The sequence below is a fragment of the Streptomyces sp. SAI-135 genome (genome assembly GCF_029893805.1).
Taxonomy (GTDB): Bacteria; Actinomycetota; Actinomycetes; order Streptomycetales; family Streptomycetaceae; genus Streptomyces.
Genome location: NZ_JARXYP010000002.1, coordinates 6064932 through 6084219, shown reverse-complemented (window position 1 = coordinate 6084219; position 19288 = coordinate 6064932). Strand labels below are relative to the sequence as shown.

General features: G+C 70.1%; 18 protein-coding genes. 8 read left to right on the top strand and 10 right to left on the bottom strand.

Translation table 11 applies throughout. From position 1 onward, the window contains the following. Positions 1 to 101: 101 nt before the first annotated feature. A complete protein-coding gene (locus tag M2163_RS32195; RefSeq protein ID WP_280849395.1) occupies positions 102 to 1508 on the bottom strand; it encodes a family 2B encapsulin nanocompartment shell protein in 1407 nt (468 codons plus the stop codon). 312 nt (positions 1509 to 1820) lie between these two features. Here M2163_RS32195 and M2163_RS32190 point away from each other — a divergent pair, with 312 nt between their 5' ends. Together M2163_RS32190 and M2163_RS32185 are read left to right on the top strand one after the other, a co-directional pair. Next, positions 1821 to 2411, top strand: a complete 591-nt coding sequence (locus M2163_RS32190) for an N-acetylmuramoyl-L-alanine amidase (protein WP_280849396.1) — start codon at positions 1821 to 1823, stop codon at positions 2409 to 2411. A gap of 22 nt (positions 2412 to 2433) precedes the next feature. Then, entirely contained in the window at positions 2434 to 3327 is an 894-nt protein-coding gene (locus tag M2163_RS32185) for a pyridoxal-phosphate dependent enzyme (RefSeq protein ID WP_280895716.1), read from the top strand. A 12-nt stretch (positions 3328 to 3339) separates the two neighbouring features. Here M2163_RS32185 and M2163_RS32180 read toward each other — a convergent pair whose 3' ends face one another. Continuing rightward, on the bottom strand, positions 3340 to 4938 hold the full coding sequence (locus tag M2163_RS32180) for a Na+/H+ antiporter (protein WP_280895715.1): 1599 nt from the start codon (positions 4936 to 4938) through the stop codon (positions 3340 to 3342). Between the two features lie 85 nt (positions 4939 to 5023). Here M2163_RS32180 and M2163_RS32175 point away from each other — a divergent pair, with 85 nt between their 5' ends. From M2163_RS32175 to M2163_RS32165, 3 genes are all read left to right on the top strand, one after another. Continuing rightward, positions 5024 to 5284: a UBP-type zinc finger domain-containing protein gene (locus tag M2163_RS32175; RefSeq protein WP_037712043.1), complete on the top strand. Its 261-nt coding sequence runs from the start codon at positions 5024 to 5026 to the stop codon at positions 5282 to 5284. Positions 5285 to 5544: 260 nt separating this feature from the next. Further along, the gene (locus M2163_RS32170) at positions 5545 to 5958 is read left to right on the top strand and encodes an anti-sigma regulatory factor (RefSeq protein WP_004925829.1); all 414 of its coding nucleotides are present in this window, start codon (positions 5545 to 5547) and stop codon (positions 5956 to 5958) included. A 17-nt stretch (positions 5959 to 5975) separates the two neighbouring features. Beyond that, entirely contained in the window at positions 5976 to 7121 is a 1146-nt protein-coding gene (locus M2163_RS32165) for an RNA polymerase sigma factor SigF (protein WP_280849399.1), read from the top strand. A gap of 103 nt (positions 7122 to 7224) precedes the next feature. Here the strand turns inward: M2163_RS32165 and M2163_RS32160 are convergent, their stop codons facing one another. Next, entirely contained in the window at positions 7225 to 7674 is a 450-nt protein-coding gene (locus M2163_RS32160; RefSeq protein ID WP_280849400.1) for a hypothetical protein, read from the bottom strand. Positions 7675 to 7843: 169 nt separating this feature from the next. Here M2163_RS32160 and M2163_RS32155 point away from each other — a divergent pair, with 169 nt between their 5' ends. Together M2163_RS32155 and M2163_RS32150 are read left to right on the top strand one after the other, a co-directional pair. Then, positions 7844 to 8812 (top strand): diacylglycerol kinase family protein, encoded by a 969-nt coding sequence (locus M2163_RS32155; RefSeq protein ID WP_280849401.1) that lies wholly within the window; start codon positions 7844 to 7846, stop codon positions 8810 to 8812. Between the two features lie 321 nt (positions 8813 to 9133). Further along, on the top strand, positions 9134 to 9391 hold the full coding sequence (locus tag M2163_RS32150; RefSeq protein ID WP_006142322.1) for a WhiB family transcriptional regulator: 258 nt from the start codon (positions 9134 to 9136) through the stop codon (positions 9389 to 9391). 198 nt (positions 9392 to 9589) lie between these two features. Here the strand turns inward: M2163_RS32150 and M2163_RS32145 are convergent, their stop codons facing one another. The 3 genes from M2163_RS32145 to M2163_RS32135 all read right to left on the bottom strand — a co-directional run bounded on the left by M2163_RS32145 (position 9590) and on the right by M2163_RS32135 (position 13283). Continuing rightward, a complete protein-coding gene (locus M2163_RS32145) occupies positions 9590 to 11056 on the bottom strand; it encodes a PAS domain-containing sensor histidine kinase (RefSeq protein WP_280854096.1) in 1467 nt (488 codons plus the stop codon). A gap of 369 nt (positions 11057 to 11425) precedes the next feature. Beyond that, the gene (locus M2163_RS32140; RefSeq protein ID WP_280895714.1) at positions 11426 to 12067 is read right to left on the bottom strand and encodes a TetR/AcrR family transcriptional regulator; all 642 of its coding nucleotides are present in this window, start codon (positions 12065 to 12067) and stop codon (positions 11426 to 11428) included. Between the two features lie 142 nt (positions 12068 to 12209). Beyond that, complete coding sequence (locus tag M2163_RS32135) at positions 12210 to 13283, bottom strand: SIS domain-containing protein (protein ID WP_280895713.1); 1074 nt, start codon at positions 13281 to 13283, stop codon at positions 12210 to 12212. A gap of 210 nt (positions 13284 to 13493) precedes the next feature. On the opposite strand from M2163_RS32135, the gene nagB reads away from it, so the two are divergent. Then, positions 13494 to 14279 (top strand): glucosamine-6-phosphate deaminase, encoded by a 786-nt coding sequence (gene nagB / locus M2163_RS32130; RefSeq protein WP_280849404.1) that lies wholly within the window; start codon positions 13494 to 13496, stop codon positions 14277 to 14279. A gap of 135 nt (positions 14280 to 14414) precedes the next feature. Here nagB and M2163_RS32125 read toward each other — a convergent pair whose 3' ends face one another. The 4 genes from M2163_RS32125 to M2163_RS32110 all read right to left on the bottom strand — a co-directional run bounded on the left by M2163_RS32125 (position 14415) and on the right by M2163_RS32110 (position 19168). Further along, entirely contained in the window at positions 14415 to 15899 is a 1485-nt protein-coding gene (locus M2163_RS32125) for a glycoside hydrolase family 3 protein (protein ID WP_280895712.1), read from the bottom strand. A gap of 8 nt (positions 15900 to 15907) precedes the next feature. After that, complete coding sequence (locus M2163_RS32120; RefSeq protein ID WP_280849406.1) at positions 15908 to 16759, bottom strand: carbohydrate ABC transporter permease; 852 nt, start codon at positions 16757 to 16759, stop codon at positions 15908 to 15910. After that, complete coding sequence (locus M2163_RS32115) at positions 16756 to 17736, bottom strand: sugar ABC transporter permease (protein ID WP_280849407.1); 981 nt, start codon at positions 17734 to 17736, stop codon at positions 16756 to 16758. The genes M2163_RS32120 and M2163_RS32115 overlap by 4 nt, the downstream gene beginning before the upstream one ends. Positions 17737 to 17884: 148 nt before the next feature. Beyond that, positions 17885 to 19168, bottom strand: a complete 1284-nt coding sequence (locus M2163_RS32110; RefSeq protein WP_280895711.1) for an extracellular solute-binding protein — start codon at positions 19166 to 19168, stop codon at positions 17885 to 17887. Positions 19169 to 19288 lie beyond the last annotated feature (120 nt).

The following is a 19288-nucleotide window of genomic DNA, read 5'->3' as shown; positions in this document are numbered from 1 at the left end:
GCTGCGGGCGGCCGCGCTCCCCCGAGGTGCCCCCGCCCCGGTGTTCGACCGGGGTCTACCCACCCCGGTCGGCGGGGACACGGCTCCCGGGCGCAGGAACGTCACCTCCAGCGGCCGATCTCGACGTTCTCCAGGACCCCGAGCGCGTCCGGCACCAGCACGGCCGCCGAGTAGTAGGCCGTCACCAGGTACTTGATGATCGACTGTTCGTTGATGCCCATGAACCGCACCGACAGACTCGGCTCGATCTCGTCGGGGATACCGGCCTGCTGGAGGCCGATGACCCCCTGGTCGGCCTCACCGGTACGCATGGCGATGATCGAGGTGGTCCGCTCCGGGGTGACCGGGATCTTGTTGCACGGGTAGATCGGCACCCCGCGCCAGGTGGGGATGCGGTTGCCGCCCACGTCGATGGTCTCGGGGACCAGCCCGCGCTTGTTGAGCTCACGGCCGATCGCGGAGATCGCGCGCGGGTGGGCGAGCAGCAGCTTGGTGCCCCGGCGGCGGCTGAGCAGCTCGTCGAGGTCGTCCGGGCTGGGCACACCGTCGTGCGGCTGGAGCCGCTGGTCGTACTCGCAGTTGTTCAGCAGGCCGAACTCACGGTTGTTGACGAGCTCGTGCTCCTGGCGCTCCTTGAGTGCCTCGACGGTCAGCCGGATCTGCTGTTCCGTCTGGTTCATCGGCTGGTTGTAGAGGTCGGCCACCCGCGTGTGGATGCGCAGCACGGTCTGGGCGATGCTCAGTTCGTACTCGCGGGGCCGGGCGTCGTAGTCGACGAAGGTGTGCGGGATGTCGGGCTCGCCCTCGTGGCCCGCCGCGAGGTCGATCTCCTTCTCGCCGTACTTGTTGGTGCGCTGCGAGGGGATCGCGCGCTGCTCGCGGAGGTGCTCGCGCAGGGCTTCGGCACGCTCCGCCACCTGGTCGACGTCCTGGCGGGGCAGCACGAGGACCGTGCAGGCGGTGGCCGCGCGGGCGGTGTACTCCCAGATGGCGTCCGGGTCCAGGAGCGCCTGGTCGCCGAAGTAGGCGCCGTCGGCGAGGACTCCGAGCACCGCGTCGTCGCCGTAGGGCCCGGTGCCGACCTTCTCCACCCTGCCGTGCGCCAGCAGGTACACCTCGTCGGCCTGGGCACCGAAGGAGGCGATCACCGAACCCGGGGTGAACTCCCGCTGCTGGCAGCGCCGGGCGAGCTCGGAGAGCACTTCGTCGTCCTCGTACGACCTGAGGGCCGGCAGCTCGCGCAGCTCGTCCGGGATCACCTCGACCCGGTCCCCGGTCTTGACGAAGGTCACCCGGCCGTCGCCCACGGCGTAGCTCAGGCGTCGGTTGACCCGGTACGTACCGCCCTGGACGTTCACCCAGGGCAGCATGCGCAGCAGCCAGCGGGAGCTGATCTCCTGCATCTGGGGTGCGGACTTGGTGGTGGTGGCCAGGTTCCGCGCGGCCGCCGTGCCGAGGCTCTGCTGCGGCCGGTCCTGCTCGGTGCGGACCTCTTCGCCTACCGACATGAGAAATGCCCTCCCGGTACATGCCCGGACGCGATCTGCCCCCGGGCATTGATGTGCAGGAGCAAGCCTTCCTCACGGAGCGTGGCGGTGCTATTACCCGAAAGAGCGGGAATGGATCACCACGAGGCTGGGCATATGCGCGGTTCCTATCCGCTGACGTCCAGTCAGCTCCCGTGGCAGGACCGGAATTTGCGTGTCCGAATCGGCTCGCACGCTGTGCGAAGCAGGAGTCGGAGCGGGCCGCTTTCGGTACAAGCAGGGGTAGGGGCCGGCCGCGGTCGGCGGCCGGCACGCAGTGCGAAGGAGGCAGTCATGGCCTCACCCATGTCCGCGGGCAGATTCCTGGCCGTGCTGCGGGCGGAGGGCGCCACCGTCGTCGAGGTCGGCGACTGGGAGCACCACAACCGCAACCACGTCGGCGCCTGGGGCCCGGTGCACGGCGTGATGATCCACCACACGGTGACCAAGGGCGCCGCGGCGACGGTGGAGCTGTGCCGCAAGGGCTACACCGGCCTGCCCGGCCCGCTGTGCCACGGGGTCATCACCAAGGACGGCACCGTCCACCTGGTCGGTTACGGCCGCGCCAACCACGCAGGTCTCGGCGACGACGACGTCCTGCGCGCGGTCATCGCGGAGAAGGCGCTCCCCCTCGACAACGAGGCCAACACCGACGGCAACCGCCACTTCTACGGCTTCGAGTGCGAGAACCTCGGTGACGGCGAGGATCCCTGGCCCGCGGCCCAGCTCACGGCGATCGAGCGGGTCTCCGCGGCGGTGTGCCGCCACCACGGCTGGACGGAACGGTCGGTCATCGGCCATCTGGAGTGGCAGCCGGGCAAGGTGGACCCGCGGGGCTTCACGATGGCCTGGCTGCGGGGCCGGATCCGGGAGCGCCTGAAGTGACCCCGCAGGTCACAATGAGGGCGTGACCGGCCTCGACACCCTGCGCCCCCGTCTGCCCTCGCCCTTGCAGGAGCTGTCGGACCCCCGCTTCGCCCGGTACGGCCTGCGCCTCCTCCTCAAGCGCGACGACCTGATCCACCCGGAGCTCATCGGCAACAAGTGGCGCAAGCTCGCGCCGAACCTCACCGCGGCGGCCGGCCGTGCGGTCGTCACCTTCGGCGGCGCGTACTCCAACCATCTGCGCGCCACGGCCGCCGCGGGCCGCCTCCTGGGCCTGCCCACGGTCGGCGTGGTCCGCGGTGACGAACTCGCCGGCCGCCCCCTGAACCCCTCCCTGACCCGGTGCGCGGCCGACGGCATGCGACTGCACTTCGTCGACCGGTCGACGTACCGCCGCAAGTCCGAACCGGACGACCTCGCGCGCGTGCTGCGCGCGGCGGACGCCGAGGACGCGTACGTCGTCCCGGAGGGCGGCACCAACGCGCTCGCGGTACGCGGCTGCCGCGCGCTCGGCGAGGAGCTCGCCGGTCAGGCGGACGTGGTCGCGATCGCCTGCGGCACCGGCGGCACCCTGGCGGGCCTCGCGGCCGGACTCGCCCCCGGCCAGCGCTGCCTGGGCGTTCCCGTCCTCAAGGGCGGCTTCCTGCACCGCGACACAGAGTCCCTGCAACACCTCGCCTTCGGCGCCCGCCGCGGCGACTGGACACTCGACGACCGCTTCCACTTCGGCGGCTACGCCCGCACCACACCCGAACTGGACGCCTTCGCAACGGACTTCGAGGACCGCCACGGCGTCCCCGTGGAACGTCTCTATGTCGCCAAGTTGCTCTATGGACTGGTCGCCCTCGCCGAGGAGGGCGCCTTCCCGCGCGGGTCGACGCTCGCGGCGGTGGTCACGGGCCGCCCCTTCCCCTGAGCTCCGCCCGCCCTACTCGGCCGCCTCCCGATAGGCCGCCGCCTCCTCCAAATCCAGTCTGCGCAGCAGGGTCCGCAGCATCTCGTCGTCGATGTAGCGCAGGTCCCGCAGCTTCACGAACACCGAGCGCTCGGCGCCGATCATCTCCCGGGACAGCCGGCGGTAGGTGTCGTCCACGGTCTCGCCGGTGAGGGGGTTGGACTGGCCGAGGCGTTCCCAGACGGCGTTGCGGCGGCGCTCCAGGACCATGCGCAGCCGGTCGGCGAGGGGCGGCGGGAGGGCGTTGCGCTCGTCGGAGAGGAGTTCGTCCAGGCGCCGTTCGGCGGCCCGCGAGGCCTGCGCCTGGGCGTTGGCCTCGGCGAGCGTCTCGGCCTGCTGGTCGCGTCCGGGAAGCTTCAGCATGCGGATCAGCGGGGGCAGGGTGACGCCCTGGACGACGAGGGTGCCGATGACCGTCGTGAAGGTGAGGAAGAGGATCAGGTTGCGCCCCTCGAACGGCTCGCCGTCGTGCAGGTGCTCCGGGATCGAGAAGGCGATCGCCAGCGAGACCACGCCCCGCATCCCGGCCCAGGCGATGACGAACGGCCCCTTCCAGGTGGGGTTGTCCTCACGCCCGCGGATCCGCGCGGACAGCATGCGCGGCAGGAAGGTCGCCGGATAGACCCACACGAACCTCGACACGACGACCACGAGGAAGACGGCGATCGCGTACCAGACCGCGCTGCCGCCCTCGTACTCCCCGAGGCCCCTGAGCACGACGGGCAGTTGCAGCCCGATGAGGGCGAAGACCGACGACTCCAGGACGAAGGCGACCATCTTCCAGACGGCGTCCTCCTGGAGGCGCGTCGCGAAGTCGACCTCCCACGCGCGGTGTCCGAGGAAGAGGGCCACCACGACGACCGCAAGCACTCCGGAGGCGTGGAACTGCTCGGCCGCCGCGTAGGCGACGAACGGGATCAGCAGGGAGAGCGTGTTCTGGAGCAGCGGTTCCTTCAGGTGCGTGCGCAGCCAGTGGATGGGCACCATCAGCACCAGGCCGACCGCGACCCCGCCGACCGCGGCGAGCAGGAACTCGCCGATGCCGCCGGCCCAGGTGGCGCCCTCGCCGACCGCGGCCGCGAGCGCGACCCGGTAGGCGGTGATCGCGGTGGCGTCGTTCACCAGGGACTCGCCCTGCAGGATGGTCGTGATCCGCGAGGGCAGCCCCACGCGGCGTGCCACCGCCGTCGCCGCGACCGCGTCCGGCGGCGCCACCACCGCACCCAGAACGAGCGCCCCGGTCAGCGAGAGGCCCGGCACGATTTGGTACGCCGCCCAGCCGACGACGAAGGTCGCGAAGAGCACGTATCCCACCGACAGCAGCGCCACGGGCCGCATCTGGGCCCGGAGGTCGAGATAGGAGCTGTCGGTGGCCGCGGTGTGCAGCAGCGGCGGCAGGATGAGGGGCAGGACCACCTCCGGATCGAGCGTGTACTCGGGGACCCCGGGCACGTAGGAGACCAGCAGTCCGGCGGCGACCAGCAGAAGGGGCGCCGGTACGGGGGTGCGCCGGGCGGCCGCGGCGATCGCCGCGCTTCCCGCCACCAGCAACAGCAGTGGCATCACGTCCATGACCCTCGCCCGCCCTCGTCCATCGTCGTGCGCCCGCCCTCTTTTTCCGCGCGGCCGCCCGCGCGGCCGTCGTAACCTGGCAATCATGAAACAGTGCACGCACGCCGACGCGCTGCCGCACCCGGAGCCCGAGCCGCTCAGCGAGACGTGCCCGGAGTGCCTGAGGGACGGTACCCACCCGGTACAACTGCGCCTGTGCCTGTCCTGCGGTCACGTCGGCTGCTGCGACTCCTCGCCGGGACAACACGCGACGAAGCACCACAAGGACTCCGACCACCCGATCATGCGGACCCACGAGCCAGGTGAGAACTGGCGTTGGTGCTTCGTCGACCATGTCCTTGTGTGACCCTGGACCCTCGGGTTCCAGGACGGTTCGACCGTCTGACGTCTGGGTACGTCAACCCGGCGCGCGTTCTTCCCAATTGGAGCCGCAAACCCCTAGACACGGAGCGTGTCCACAGTTTTACTGTGAGTGACGGCAAGGGGTTGGGGTCCCGGGGACAGGAAAGTCGAGAGCGCGGTAGCGTCACCGCTGAACCACACGTCGCGTTACTCCGGGGGGCGACCCTCGGCCCCCGTAAAGCTTGTACCACCTTGGAGGTGAGGGTGTCCCAGATCGCAGGCGAGCCCGCGACCCAGGACTTCGTGGAAGTCCGGCTGCCGGCCGCGGGTGCCTACCTGTCGGTGCTGCGGACGGCCACGGCCGGCCTCGCAGCCCGTTTGGACTTCACCCTCGACGAGATCGAGGACCTGCGCATCGCGGTGGACGAGGCCTGCGCGATCCTGCTCCAGCAGGCCGTGCCCGGCTCGGTGCTCAGCTGTGTCTTCCGGCTCGTCGACGACTCGCTGGAGGTCACCGTCTCGGCCCCGACCACGGACGGTCACGCACCGTCACGGGACACCTTCGCCTGGACCGTTCTCTCGGCCCTCGCGGGCAAGGTCTCGTCGGCCGTGGACGAGGACAAGACCGTTTCGATCAGCCTCTACAAACAGCGCGGCGCGGGACCCGGGCCGGCGTGAGGAACGGGGACGGGCCGGTGCGGGACGAAGAGCGCGGCACACGGGAGCTGCCGGCCGAGGACGGACACCGTCCTCCCTGCCCGAGCGGCGCCGACAGCCTGGGTGACGACGGCCCCGGCGGATCCCGTCGCATGGCGGCCGGCATCGACGGCATCCCCGAGCAGGCCCGGCCTCATCCGGAGGAGGACGTCGTCGACACGACGGCGACCGGCTTCCTGGACGACGGGCAGCGTGATCGGAAGGGTGCCGTGCAGGGTGCGCCTCCGGCAGGGCCGGCCGGGGTCGTCCCTGTGCCGACGGAGGCGAGGGCTCGTGGAAGGGCGACGGGCGGGACGATGAGCGAGCACGAGCGAAACGCAGAGGACGGCGCGGCGGGCGCGAACAACACGCCGGTCCCGCGGCACGATCCACAGGACCGCAGCGGGGCACGCGCCCTTTTCGTCGAGCTGCGGGCGCTGAAGGACGGCAGCCCGGAGTACGCGGAGCTGCGCAACCAGCTGGTCCGGATGCACCTGCCGCTCGTCGAGCACCTCGCGCGCCGCTTCCGCAACCGCGGTGAGCCGCTGGACGACCTCACCCAGGTCGCCACGATCGGCCTGATCAAGTCGGTCGACCGGTTCGACCCGGACCGCGGCGTCGAGTTCTCGACGTACGCGACTCCCACGGTCGTCGGAGAGATCAAGCGCCACTTCCGCGACAAGGGCTGGGCGGTCCGCGTCCCGCGCAGGCTCCAGGAGCTGCGTCTCGCGCTCACCACGGCGACGGCGGAGCTCTCCCAGCTGCACGGCCGCTCCCCCACGGTTCATGAACTGGCCGAGAAGCTGGGCATCTCGGAGGAGGAGGTCCTGGAGGGCCTGGAGTCCGCCAACGCGTACTCCACGCTGTCCCTGGACGTTCCCGACACGGACGACGAGTCCCCGGCGGTGGCGGACACCCTCGGCGCGGAGGACGAGGCGCTGGAGGGCGTGGAGTACCGGGAGTCGCTGAAGCCGCTCCTGGAGGACCTGCCTCCGCGCGAGAAGCGAATCCTTCTCCTCCGCTTCTTCGGCAACATGACCCAGTCGCAGATCGCGCAGGAGGTGGGCATCTCCCAGATGCACGTCTCCCGTCTCCTGGCCCGCACTCTGGCCCAGCTCCGGGAGAAGCTGCTGGTGGAGGAGTAGGCCGACCCGGCCTGCCCAGCCGGATCCGGCGCACCCGCTCAGGTCCCGGGACGACGGCAGGCCGCCTCGGCCGCAGATCGGGCGCCGCGGCTCCGGCGTACGGCTACTGCTTGCCGTCCTGTGCCCGTCCCGGCCCCCTGATCCCGAGGGCCTGGGTGGTCGCCGGGTTGATCAGGAGGATCAGCGCGGCCACCGCGACGACCGCGAGGGCGATGCCCGCCGGGATCGCCACGCTGTCGGCCTGGAGGAGGTTGTAGGCGACGGGCAGGGCCATGATCTGGGTGATGACGGCCGGGCCCCGGCTCCAGCTGCGCCGCGCGAGCAGCCCACGGGCGGCGAGGAGCGGCAGCAGGGCGAGGACGATCAGTGTGATGCCCCCGGTGACGGCCGACTGCCGGTCGTCCGGGTCGCCGGCCAGGCCCTCCACGAGCATCCAGACGCCTCCCACGACGAGCGCGAGCCCTTCCAGCGCGGTCAGGGCGGCGGCGTACGTCAGGCGCCGGGGGCGCGGACCGGCGGTCTCGGGGGTGGTGGGGGTCTGCTCGCTGCTCACCCCTGAAGGGTAGCCCTCGCCCCTGGAGCCGCCGCCGTGAGGCGCGGGCAACGCACACTCCCGCGCGCGGGTTGCCCCGCGCCCCCGTGGCAAGGTTCACGCACCGAAGTCTTACGTGACCCCTACCTCGACCTGTGCCCGGTACCACCCAGTAGGTACGCTGCAACCCATGCGTGCACTTCTCGTGGTCAATCCGGCGGCAACCACTACAAGCGCACGTACGCGCGATGTCCTGATCCACGCGCTCGCGAGCGAGATGAAACTCGAAGCGGTCACCACCGAGTACCGCGGCCACGCGCGCGACCTGGGCCGGCAGGCGGCGGAGAGCAAGGACATCGACCTGGTCGTGGCCCTGGGCGGCGACGGCACCGTCAACGAGGTGGTCAACGGCCTCCTGCACGCCGGCCCCGATCCCGAGCACCTGCCCGGCCTCGCCGTGGTTCCCGGCGGCTCCACCAACGTCTTCGCCCGTGCCCTCGGACTGCCCAACGACGCCGTCGAGGCCACCGGTGCCCTCCTGGACGCCCTGCGCGAGGGCAGGGAGCGGACGGTCGGCCTGGGGCTGACCTCGGGCACGCCCGGCACCGAGGACGAAGCCGTGCCGGGACGCTGGTTCACCTTCAACGCGGGACTCGGATTCGACGCCGGTGTGGTCGGCCGCGTGGAGCAGCATCGCGAGCGCGGCCGGAAATCCACACACGCTCTCTACGTCCGCCAGGCCCTGCGCCAGTTCTTCGGCGAGGCGCACCGCCGGCACGGCACGATCACCGTGGAACGTCCGGATGCGGAGCCGGTGACCGATCTGGTCCTTTCCATAGTCTCGAACACCTCTCCGTGGACCTTCCTGGGCAATCACCCGATGTACGCGTCGCCTAAGGCCTCGTTCGATAAAGGCCTCGACGTACTCGGTCTCAGCCGGATGACGACGACCGCGATCGCCCGATATGGCACCCAGTTGCTCACTTCGTCCCCCGAGCGTGGCCCCCATGGCAAGCACGCGGTCTCCCTGCACGACCTGGACCAGTTCACCTTGCATTCGAAGGTGCCTCTGCCCCTCCAGATGGACGGCGACCACCTCGGGCTGCGTACGAGCGTGACGTTCACAGGCGTACGCCGTGCACTGCGTGTGATTGTGTGAGCAGAAGGGGCTAAAGTCCTTTCACTCGAACGTTTAGGCCAGGGTCCACCCCATGGAAGTACGGCTGTGACCTAGTCGACACCGAGGAATCAAAAAAAACTTTCCAGAAGGGGTTGTATCCGCCGCTGAGGTTTGCGAGTCTCTACGTGGCGGTCGGGACAGCCCGCAACACCGGCGTCCACAGACCACCGGAACCCCTCTTCAATCCACAGGACCACGCCGAGGAAGACTCGGCGATCGGCCCTTCACTTGTTGAGGGATTCGTGAAAGCGTTCACATTCACAAGCAACTTGCACGTAATACCAAGGAGAGGTAGCAGCCATGGACTGGCGTCACAACGCCGTTTGCCGCGAGGAAGACCCCGAGCTCTTCTTCCCCATCGGCAACACCGGTCCTGCGCTGCTGCAGATCGAGGAAGCCAAGGCCGTCTGCCGTCGCTGCCCCGTTATGGATCAGTGTCTGCAGTGGGCGCTCGAGTCCGGCCAGGACTCCGGCGTCTGGGGTGGTCTCAGCGAGGACGAGCGTCGCGCCATGAAGCGCCGTGCCGCCCGCAACCGGGCCCGTCAGGCCTCCGCCTGACACACCCGCCCCGCACAGCCTGAGCTTGGCGGCGCGTACACCGCGTACGCTTCTCCCGCCCCCGAGCCGCAGCGCGCAGTACCCCCGATGCGCAGCACACGCTGGCAACGAGCATGTGAGCCCCGGACCCCTGAACGGTCCGGGGCTTTTTGCTGCGCCCCGCCGCCCCCGCCCCCCGCACCCCGGACCGGGTGCGGCCTACTTCTGCGCCTGCACGGGCACGTCGAGGATGACGCGGGTGCCGCCCTCCGGTGCCGGGACCATGTCGAACGTACCGCCCAACTCCCCCTCCACCAGCGTGCGTACGATCTGCAGGCCCAGGTTGCCCGCGGTGTGCGGGTCGAAGCCCTCGGGCAGACCGACGCCGTCGTCCTGGACGGTCACGAGGAGGCGGGCCTCCTTGGTGGTGCCGCCGCGGACGGCCGAGACCTCGACCGTGCCGGTCTCGCCCTCGCGGAAGCCGTGCTCCAGAGCGTTCTGGAGGATTTCGGTGAGGACCATGGACAGCGGGGTGGCGACCTCGGCGTCCAGGATGCCGAAGCGTCCACTGCGCCGGCCGGTGACCTTGCCCGGCGAGATCTCGGCGACCATGGCGAGCACCCGGTCCGCGATCTCGTCGAACTCCACGCGCTCGTCCAGGTTCTGAGACAGCGTCTCGTGAACGATGGCGATGGAGCCGACGCGGCGGACAGCCTCTTCGAGGGCCTCGCGACCGCGGTCGGACTCGATACGCCGGGCCTGGAGGCGGAGCAGGGCCGCCACCGTCTGGAGGTTGTTCTTCACCCGGTGGTGGATCTCCCGGATGGTCGCGTCCTTGGTGATCAACTCGCGCTCACGGCGCCGCAGTTCGGTCACGTCCCGCAGCAGGACCAGTGAACCGATGCGGATGCCCTTGGGTTTGAGCGGGATCGCCCGGAACTGGATGACCCCGTCGTGCGCCTCGATCTCGAACTCCCGGGGCGCCCAGCCGCTGGCGACCTTGGCGAGCGCCTCGTCCACCGGACCGCGGGTGGGGGCGAGTTCGGCGGTGGTACGGCCGAGGTGCTGGCCGACCAGGTCGGAGGCGAGGCCCATGCGGTGGTAGGCGGAGAGGGCGTTCGGGGAGGCGTACTGCACGATCCCGTCCCCGTCGAGGCGGATCAGGCCGTCGCCGACGCGCGGGGCCGCGTCCATGTCCATCTGCTGGTTGGGGAACGGGAAGGAGCCGGCCGCGATCATCTGGGCCAGGTCGGACGCGCTCTGCAGATAGGTCAGTTCGAGACGGCTCGGGGTGCGGACGGTCAGCAGGTTGGTGTTGCGGGCGATGACACCGAGGACGCGCCCCTCCCGTCGCACCGGGATCGACTCGACGCGGACCGGGACCTCCTCGCGCCACTCCGGGTCGCCCTCGCGCACGATCCGGCCCTCGTCGAGCGCCACGTCCAGCAGCGGGCGGCGGCCACGGGGGACGAGATGGCCGACCATGTCGTCCTGGTAGGAGGTGGGGCCGGTGTTGGGCCGCATCTGGGCGACGGAGACATAGCGGGTGCCGTCCAGGGTGGGGACCCACAGGACGAGGTCGGCGAAGGAGAGGTCGGAGAGCAACTGCCACTCCGAGACCAGCAGATGCAGCCACTCGAGGTCGGAGTCGTCGAGGGCGGTGTGCTGGCGGACCAGTTCGTTCATGGAGGGCACGCATGTGAGCGTACCTGGGGGTATGTGGGTGACCTAAAAACACCGTGCCCAGAGACACCCGCGGGCCGCGGCGCCTGGGAAGGACCCTCAACCTTCCCGGCACCGCAGCCCGGAGCAATATCGGCCGTGGGGTGTGCGGTCCCGGTCGGCCGAGATGAGGACCCGGGGCAGTCAGGGCAGAGAGCTCCGGTTCCTCGGTCCGCCTTCCTGTGCGGGGAAGACGGAAGTCACGGTTCAATTGTGGACTAGACCACCAGGTGTGTCCATGCGTTGGACCCTGTTTGTTGTTGGGCCTTTCCCTCGCGGGGGGCACTTACTCGGACGCCCTAACAACCCACACGCAGCCTAACGCGTGTGGGTTCATGTGCGGGGCCAGATGGCCATGGCAATTTCCGCGACAGCCTCCAACTCCTGTCGGCTCGCGCCGTCGCGCGCCTGCTGGGACATGCCGTGCACGATCGCGCCGCTGTGCCGGGCCAGTGCGCGGGCGTCGGTGCCGGAGGGCAGTTCACCTGCGGCGATACCGGCCCGGATGCGGCTCTCCAAGGCGGAGATCAGGGCGTTGCGCCGGTCCCGCAGGGACGTGGCGACCTCGGGGGTCGTGCAGTTGGTGGCCGCGTGGGCGATGAGGCAGCCGTGCGGGCGGTCGGGGTCCGTGTAGGCGCGGGCGGCCTCGCGCAGGGTCCGTGCGACGGCGGCGCGGGCGGTGGGCTCCTCGGCCAGGGCGCGGTCGGCGAAGGCGGCGTAGCGGTCGCCGTACACGCTCACGACCTCCTCGAAGAGCGTGCGCTTGTCGCCGAAGGCGGCGTACAGGCTCGGGGCGCCGATGTCCATCACACGAGTGAGGTCGGAGACGGACGTGGCCTCGTACCCCTGCTCCCAGAAGGCCAGGATCGCCTTCTCCAGCGCGGTCTCGCGGTCGAAGGAGCGGGGGCGACCGCGTGGTCTGGATGACGGGGCGGTGGACGTGACCTGCGCTTTCGTCTCGCGGCTGCTCACCATGGAGTGAATTGTATAGCGGATGCTAGAGAAAAGGCGGCGCGTCCCGTACGTTGTTTTTGTAGCGATTATTAGGCAATGCGGAGGGGGTGTCGGCATGGGTGTGTCCGCGGGGGCCGTCGGGTCGGCGGCTCCGTCCGGCCCGTCAGTGGGTCTCTGTCACCTTCGCCAGGGCGCGCGGCGCGTCCGGGTCCTGACCGCGGGCGACGGTGACCTCGTAGGCCAGCAGCTGGAGGGGGATGATCTCCAGGACGGGCTGGACCTCCTCGGCCACGTCGTCGGTGGGCAGGACGAAGCCGGCCGAGGCCTGTTCGACCTGGCTCCGGGGACCTACCACGACCAGGTCCGCACCCCGGCCGCGCAGTCGGTCGAGGACAGGCTGGAGGGCCTCTCCGCCCTTGCCGTCGGTGACGACCGCGATGACGGGCGAGACGTTGTCGACCATGGCGAGGGGGCCGTGGAGGAGATCGGCGCCGGAGTAGGCGAGGGCCGGGATGTAGCTGGTCTCCATCAGCTTGAGCGCTGCTTCCTTGGCGGTGGGATAGCCGTAGCCGCGGGAGGTGATGACCATCCGCTCGGCGAAGCGGTAGCGGGCGGCGAGGGCGCGGACCTCGTCCTGGCGGGCGAGCAGTCCGGCGGCCAGGTCCGGCAGCGCCCGGGCGGGTGCCCCGTCGCCGCCGCGCAGACCCTCGACGAAGAGATACAGGGCGAGGAGCGAGGCGGTGTAGGTCTTGGTCGCGGGGAGGGCCTTCTCCGGTCCGGCCATGATGTCGATGTGGTACTCGGAGACACCGGCCAGCGGGGAGTCGGGGTTGTTGGTCACCGCGAGGGTGATGGCGCCGGCCTCGCGGGCGGCCCGGGTGGAGGCCACCAGGTCCGGGGAGCCGCCGGACTGGCTGACGGTGACGACGAGGACGTCGGTGAGGTCGGGGCGGGCGCCGTAGGCGGTGGTCGTCGACATGGAGGTCAGGCCGCAGGGCAGGCCGAGGCGGACTTCGAGGAGGTACTTGGCATAGAGGGCCGCGTTGTCGGAGGTGCCACGGGCCGTGAGCAGGACGAAGCGGGGAGCGCGGGCGGCGATCGACCGGGCTGCCTCGCGGATGGCGGGGGCGCCCTCGTCCAGGATGCGGCGCAGGACAGCGGGCTGTTCGGCCATCTCGCGGGCCATGATCCTGCCGGGGAGTTCGCCCTGGGAGTCGGCTGTGGTGACGGTGGTCATGGCCCTATTTCACTCCCCGTTGCGCTGCCGCGCGCGAAATGGCACCTGTCCGGGAGGTGGCGCGGCGACGGCCTTCCGGGACCTGGGCCGGGGCACCCGATTCTGTTAGATTGGTCTAAACCACATGGGCCGTACCGGGGTCCGGTCGAGCCCTCTCCGTTCAGACCGTTGCTACAGATCAGACCGTTTCCTCAGATCGGCAGGCCCAGCGTGGAAGTTGTCATCGTTCCGGATGCCAAGGCGGGTGGCGAGCTCATCGCCGAGGCCATGGCCCAGCTGCTCCGGCGCAAGCCCGACGCCCTGCTCGGCGTGGCGACCGGCTCCACCCCGCTGCCCATCTACGAGGCCCTGGCCGCGAAGGTGCGCTCCGGTGCCGTGGACGCCTCCCGGGCGCGGATAGCCCAGCTCGACGAGTACGTGGGGCTGCCGGCCGAGCACCCGGAGTCCTACCGTTCGGTGCTGCGGCGGGAGGTGCTGGAGCCGCTGGGGATACCGATGGCCTCCTTCATGGGCCCGGACGGGACGGCCCGGGACATCACCGGTGCCTGCCAGGCGTACGACTCGGCGCTGGCCGACGCCGGGGGCGTGGACCTGCAACTGCTCGGGATCGGGACGGACGGGCACATCGGGTTCAACGAGCCGTGCTCCTCGCTGGCCTCGCGGACCCGGATCAAGACGCTGACCGAGCAGACCCGGGTGGACAACGCGCGCTTCTTCGAGGGCGACATCTCGCAGGTCCCGCACCACGTCATCACGCAGGGCATCGGGACGATTCTCGAGGCTCGGCATCTGGTGCTGCTGGCGACCGGTGAGGGGAAGGCGGACGCGGTGGCGGCGACGGTGGAGGGGCCGGTTGCCGCGGTGTGCCCCGCCTCGGCCCTTCAGTTGCATCCGCATGCGACGGTGGTGGTGGACGAGGGGGCGGCTTCCAAGCTGAAGCTTGCCGACTACTTCCGGCACACCTATGTCAACAAGCCGGACTGGCAGGGGATCTGAGGGCGGTTTCGTCTGCCGGGTCCTGCCGTCTGCGGAGTGCGGGTGCGTCGTGGCCGGTCGCGCAGTTCCCCGCGGCCCTGACGAGAACAGGTGCCGGTTCCCTCGAAAGGAACCGGCACCTGTCGTGTCGCAGCACTACTCCCCCACGATGACCTCCGCCGCCGCCCTGCCGCAGACCCTTGCCGCGCCGTGGGTCGCGATGTGCAGGATGCCCCGGGCGGGAGCCTGGGGGAGGCCCATCTCGATCACGATCGTGTCGGGGCGGGTGCGCAGGACGGTGTCCAGGGCCGCTCCCATCCAGGGGTGGCGGTGTTCGTCGCGGACCACGACCACGATGCGGCGGGGGCCGGCCGCGGCCAGAGTGGCGAGGCCCGCGTCCTCGCCGGCGAAACTGCCCGTCTCCGTGCCGGGGAGCACGCGGGCGAGTTCGGCGGCGACGCCCCAGGGCGTCTCGTCGCCGACGGCCACGTTGGCGACCGGGGTGAAGGCGGCGACGTAGGGCGCTGTGGTGAGGGGGGTGAAGCCGTCCGCGCCGGTGATGCGCAGCGCCCTGCGGGCCGCGCGCAGTCCCACCTCCTCGTCGGCCGGCGGCTGGGCTCCGGCCGCGCCGGCCGTCGTCCAGTGGGCGAGCGTGCGCACGCGTTCCGCCGCCTGGGCGAGCCGCTCCTCGGGGAGCTCGCCCGCGCGGACCGCCGAGACCAGGGCGTCCCGCAGGCGCCGTACCGTCTCGTCGTCGGCGAGGCCACCGCCCACGCAGATCGCGTCGGCGCCGGCGGCGACGGCCAGGACGCTGCCGCGTTCGATGCCGTAGGTGCCGGCGATGGCCTGCATCTCCATGCCGTCGGTGACGATGAGGCCGGTGTAGCCGAGCTCGCGGCGGAGCAGGTCGGTCAGCACCTTGGGGGACAGCGTCGCCGGACGGTCCGGGTCCAGGGCGGGGACCAGGATGTGGGCGGTCATCACCGCGCGGGTGCCGGCGGCGATGGCGGCGCGGAAGGGCCGCAGCTCCCGTTCCAGGAGCACCGACTCGTCCACGTCGATGCGCGGCAGGGCGTGGTGGGAGTCGATCGCGGTGTCGCCGTGGCCCGGGAAGTGCTTGGTGCAGGCGGCGACGCCCGCCGACTGCAGCCCCGTGACGTAGGCCGCCGTGTGCCGGGCGGCCAGGTCCGCGGAGGCGCCGAAGGAGCGGACCCCGATCACCGGGTTGGACGGGTTGGAGTTCACGTCGGCCGACGGGGCCCAGTTGAGGTTGACCCCGCAGGCCGCCAGGCGGCGGCCGAGCTCCGCGGCCACCTGCCGCGTCAGTTCCAGGTCGTCCACCGCGCCGAGGGCGTGGTTGCCGGGGAAGGACGATCCGGTGCGCACCTCCAGACGGGTCACATCACCGCCCTCCTCGTCGATGGCGACCAGGACGTCGTCGCGTTCGGCACGCAACTGGGCCGTCAGTGCGGCCAGTTGCTCCGGCGAGGCGATGTTGCGGCCGAACAGGCCGACCGAGGCGAGGCCCTCGCCGAGGCGGCGCAGCAGCCAGTCGGGGGCGGTGGTGCCGGTGAAGCCGGGCTGGAGGACGGTCAGCGCATCGCGGGTGAGCGTGTCGGTGCCGCTGGCGAATGTCGTCATCGGGGGCGTTATCCCTTCACGGCGCCCGCGGTGAGACCCGCGGCCATCTTGCGCTGGACGAGGAGGAAGAGGACCACGATCGGCACGGCCATCATGGTGGAACCGGCCATCATCGGGGCGTATTCGGTACCGTGTTTGGTGGTGAAGTTGCCGAGCCAGACGGTCGCGGTCTGGTTCTTCTGGCTGAGCAGCATGAGGGCGTACAGGTACTCGTTCCAGGCCTGGATGAAGCCGTAGACCGAGGTGGCGACCATGCCGGGGGCCAGCAGCGGGAACACCACCCGCATGAAGGCGCCGGTGGGGGAACAGCCGTCGACCATGGCCGCCTCCTCCAGCTCCTTGGGGATGTTGACGATGAAGCCGCGCAGCGTCCACACCGTGAAGGGCAGGATGAAGGTCAGGTACGTGATGATCAGGCCCGACAGCTTGTCGTACTGGTCGAGGTCGTTCAGGAGCAGGAAGACCGGGATGATCATCGCGACGAGCGGGACCATCTGGACCGCCAGGATGCCCACGATCACGATCTTCCGGCCGCGGAAGGAGAACCGGGAGATGGCGAGGGCGCCGAGCGTGCCGACGACGATGCCGATCGCGACGACCGCCAGGGAGACGACCAGGCTGCGGCCGACCGGGCCCCAGAAGTCGGCGATGTCCAGCGCGCGGCTGAAGTTGGAGAACGTGATGCCGGTCGGCAGCAGGCTCGGGTCCGGGTCGATCGCGTCCTTCGCCGGTTTGAACGCCGTGTTGAGCATCCAGTAGACGGGGAAGCCTGCCGTCAGGAAGACGAGGAGGCCGAGGAGGTTCCAGCCGGCCTTGGACTTGCCGCGGCGACGGCCGCCGGCCGGGGCGAGCGCGCTCATTCGACCTCTCCGATCTTCAGCATCTGACGCATGTAGACGGCGACGACCCCGAGCAGCAGCACCACGGTGATCAGGGCGATCGCGGAGCCCTGCGCGTAGTCGTTGACCACGAAGGCGCGGTCGTAGGAGTAGGTGGTCAGGAGCTGGAACTCCTGCTCGGGATGACCGTTGCGCATCACGAACACCTGCGGGAAGACGCCCATGTCCCAGATGACCGACAGGGTCGTGAGCATCACGATGATCGGCTTGAGGACGGGCACGGTGACGTACCGGAACACGCCCCAGGCGCTCGCGCCGTCCAGCCGGGCCGCCTCCTCCAGCTCGGCCGGGACCTGGGTGAGTCCGGCGCTGAGCGTGATGACGACGAAGGGCACCGCGCCCCACACCACGAGCAGCATGATCACCGCCAGCCCCTGCGGCCCGCTGGCGAACCAGTTGTGGCCGATCATCTCGACGCCGGGCAGCTTGCTGAGCAGGGCGTTGAGGATGCCGTAGTCCGCATCGAACAGCCATTTGAAGACCGTGGTGGCGACGATGATCGGCATGCCCCAGCTGGCCACCAGGGCGATGTTGACGAGGGTCTTCACCCAGCCGGAGACCCGCTGGAGCAGCAGGGCGATCAGCATGCCCGCGACCATCGTGAAGATGACGCAGCCGGCCGCGAAGACGACGGTCCGGACGACGACCGCCCAGAACTCGCCGTCGTCCAGCACGCCGGTGAAGTTGTCGAAGCCGACCCACTCGGCCGGCTGGAAGCCCCACAGCTGGGACTGGCCGAACTTCTGGAAGGACAGCCCGACCAGACGGACCATCGGATAGCCGAGGACCAGCACCAGGATCAGCAGACAGGGGGCGAGCAGCAGCCAGGGGGTGGCGCTGAAGGCCCGCTTTCTGCCCGGTGCGGCCGGCCGGGGCGGCGGCGGTACCGGCATCGGCGGCGGCACCTCGGTGGGGGTGGTGGTGTCTGCGGCACTCATGGCGCGCTCCTCAGCGGTCCCTCTGGTCGTACGCGGCGAACCCGTACGGCCGTACGAAAGCGATGCCCGTACGGCCGTACGAAAGCGATGCCCGCACGGCCGTACGGGAAGCAGGGCCCCGCCGTCGTCGACGGGGCCCTGCCTGCGGTCACTTGGTGTTGATGACCTTGTCGATCGCGGTGTCCGCGTCCTTCGCGGCGGCCTCGACCGACTTCTTGCCGGTGCCGATGTTCTGCAGCATGGTCTGCAGGACCTGCGCCTTCTCGACCTGGCCCCAGCCGGGCGCCATGGGCACGAACCAGTTGGACTCGGCCGCGGTGGCCGGGACCGCGGTCGCCGGGTCGTTCTTCAGGATGGCGAGGTCGGTCTTGTTGTTGGGCAGGTTGCCCTTGGCCATCAGGCCCTTCTGGCCGGAGGGACCGGTGAAGGCGTTGATCCACTCGGCGGCGACGGTCTGCGCCTTCGACTTCACCGGGACCGCGAGGTCCGAACCGCCCAGGAAGACGGGCATGTTCTTGCCGGACGGACCGGGCATCACGAAGTTCTCGAGGTTGTCCTTGAGCTTGCCGGTCTTGTCGTTCTTCGGGTCGGCGGAGGTCGCGCCCTCCCAGGCCGCGCCGAAGATCATGCCGGACTTGCCCTGGCCGTAGACGATGTAGCGGTCGGACTCGTCCTTGGTCTTGTCGCCGTGCATGTACTTGTCGAGGACGTTCTTGAACTCGGTGAGGCCCTTGACGGACTCCGGCGAGGAGAGGTTGGCCTTCCACTGGCCGCCCGACTCGACCGCGATGGAGCCGCCGGCGTCGTAGACGAAGGACATGGCCGCGTACCAATCACGGCTGGGCTGGTACCAGGCGGAGAACTTGTCGCCCTCCTTCTTCTGGACCTTGTCCAGGGCGGCGGTGAGCTCCGCGTAGGTCTTCGGGGCGGACTTGACGCCGACCGAGGCGAAGACGTCCTTGCGCCAGTTGCCGACCCGGCCGCCCGCGTAGTACGGGACGCCGTAGGTCTTGCCGTCGTAGGTCACCGAGGCCTTGAGGCCGTCGAGCCAGGCCGAGGAGTTGGTGAACTTGGCGGTGTCGAGGGGCGCGAAGGCACCCTTGACCATGTAGCCGAGCATCTCGGTGTTGCCCATCTCGACGACGTCGGGGGCCTTGTCGGTGGCGAGGACCGCGTCGAGCTTGGTGTTCTTGTCCGGCCAGCCGTAGTACTCGTGGTTGATCTTGATGCCGGGGTGCTTCTTCTGGACCGTGGCGTCCGCGGCCTTCACCAGCTCGGGCCAGTTGTTCTGGGCGTCGACGGTGAGCCAGACGGTCAGCTCCTTGGCGTCCGCGCCGCTGTTGTCCGAACTTCCGCTGTCGCTGCCACCGCACGCCGCGACGGAGACCATCATGCCCGCGATACCGATCGCGGCTGCCAGCTTGCGCTTCACGCCACCCTCCTCAGGGATGCCCACACCTCCCGCCCACGAGCCGGGACCTGGACCAATGGTGTAGACCAGTAGGGGGAGCTTGGACCAGACCACGAGGCCTGTCAAGAGTGTGCGAAACGG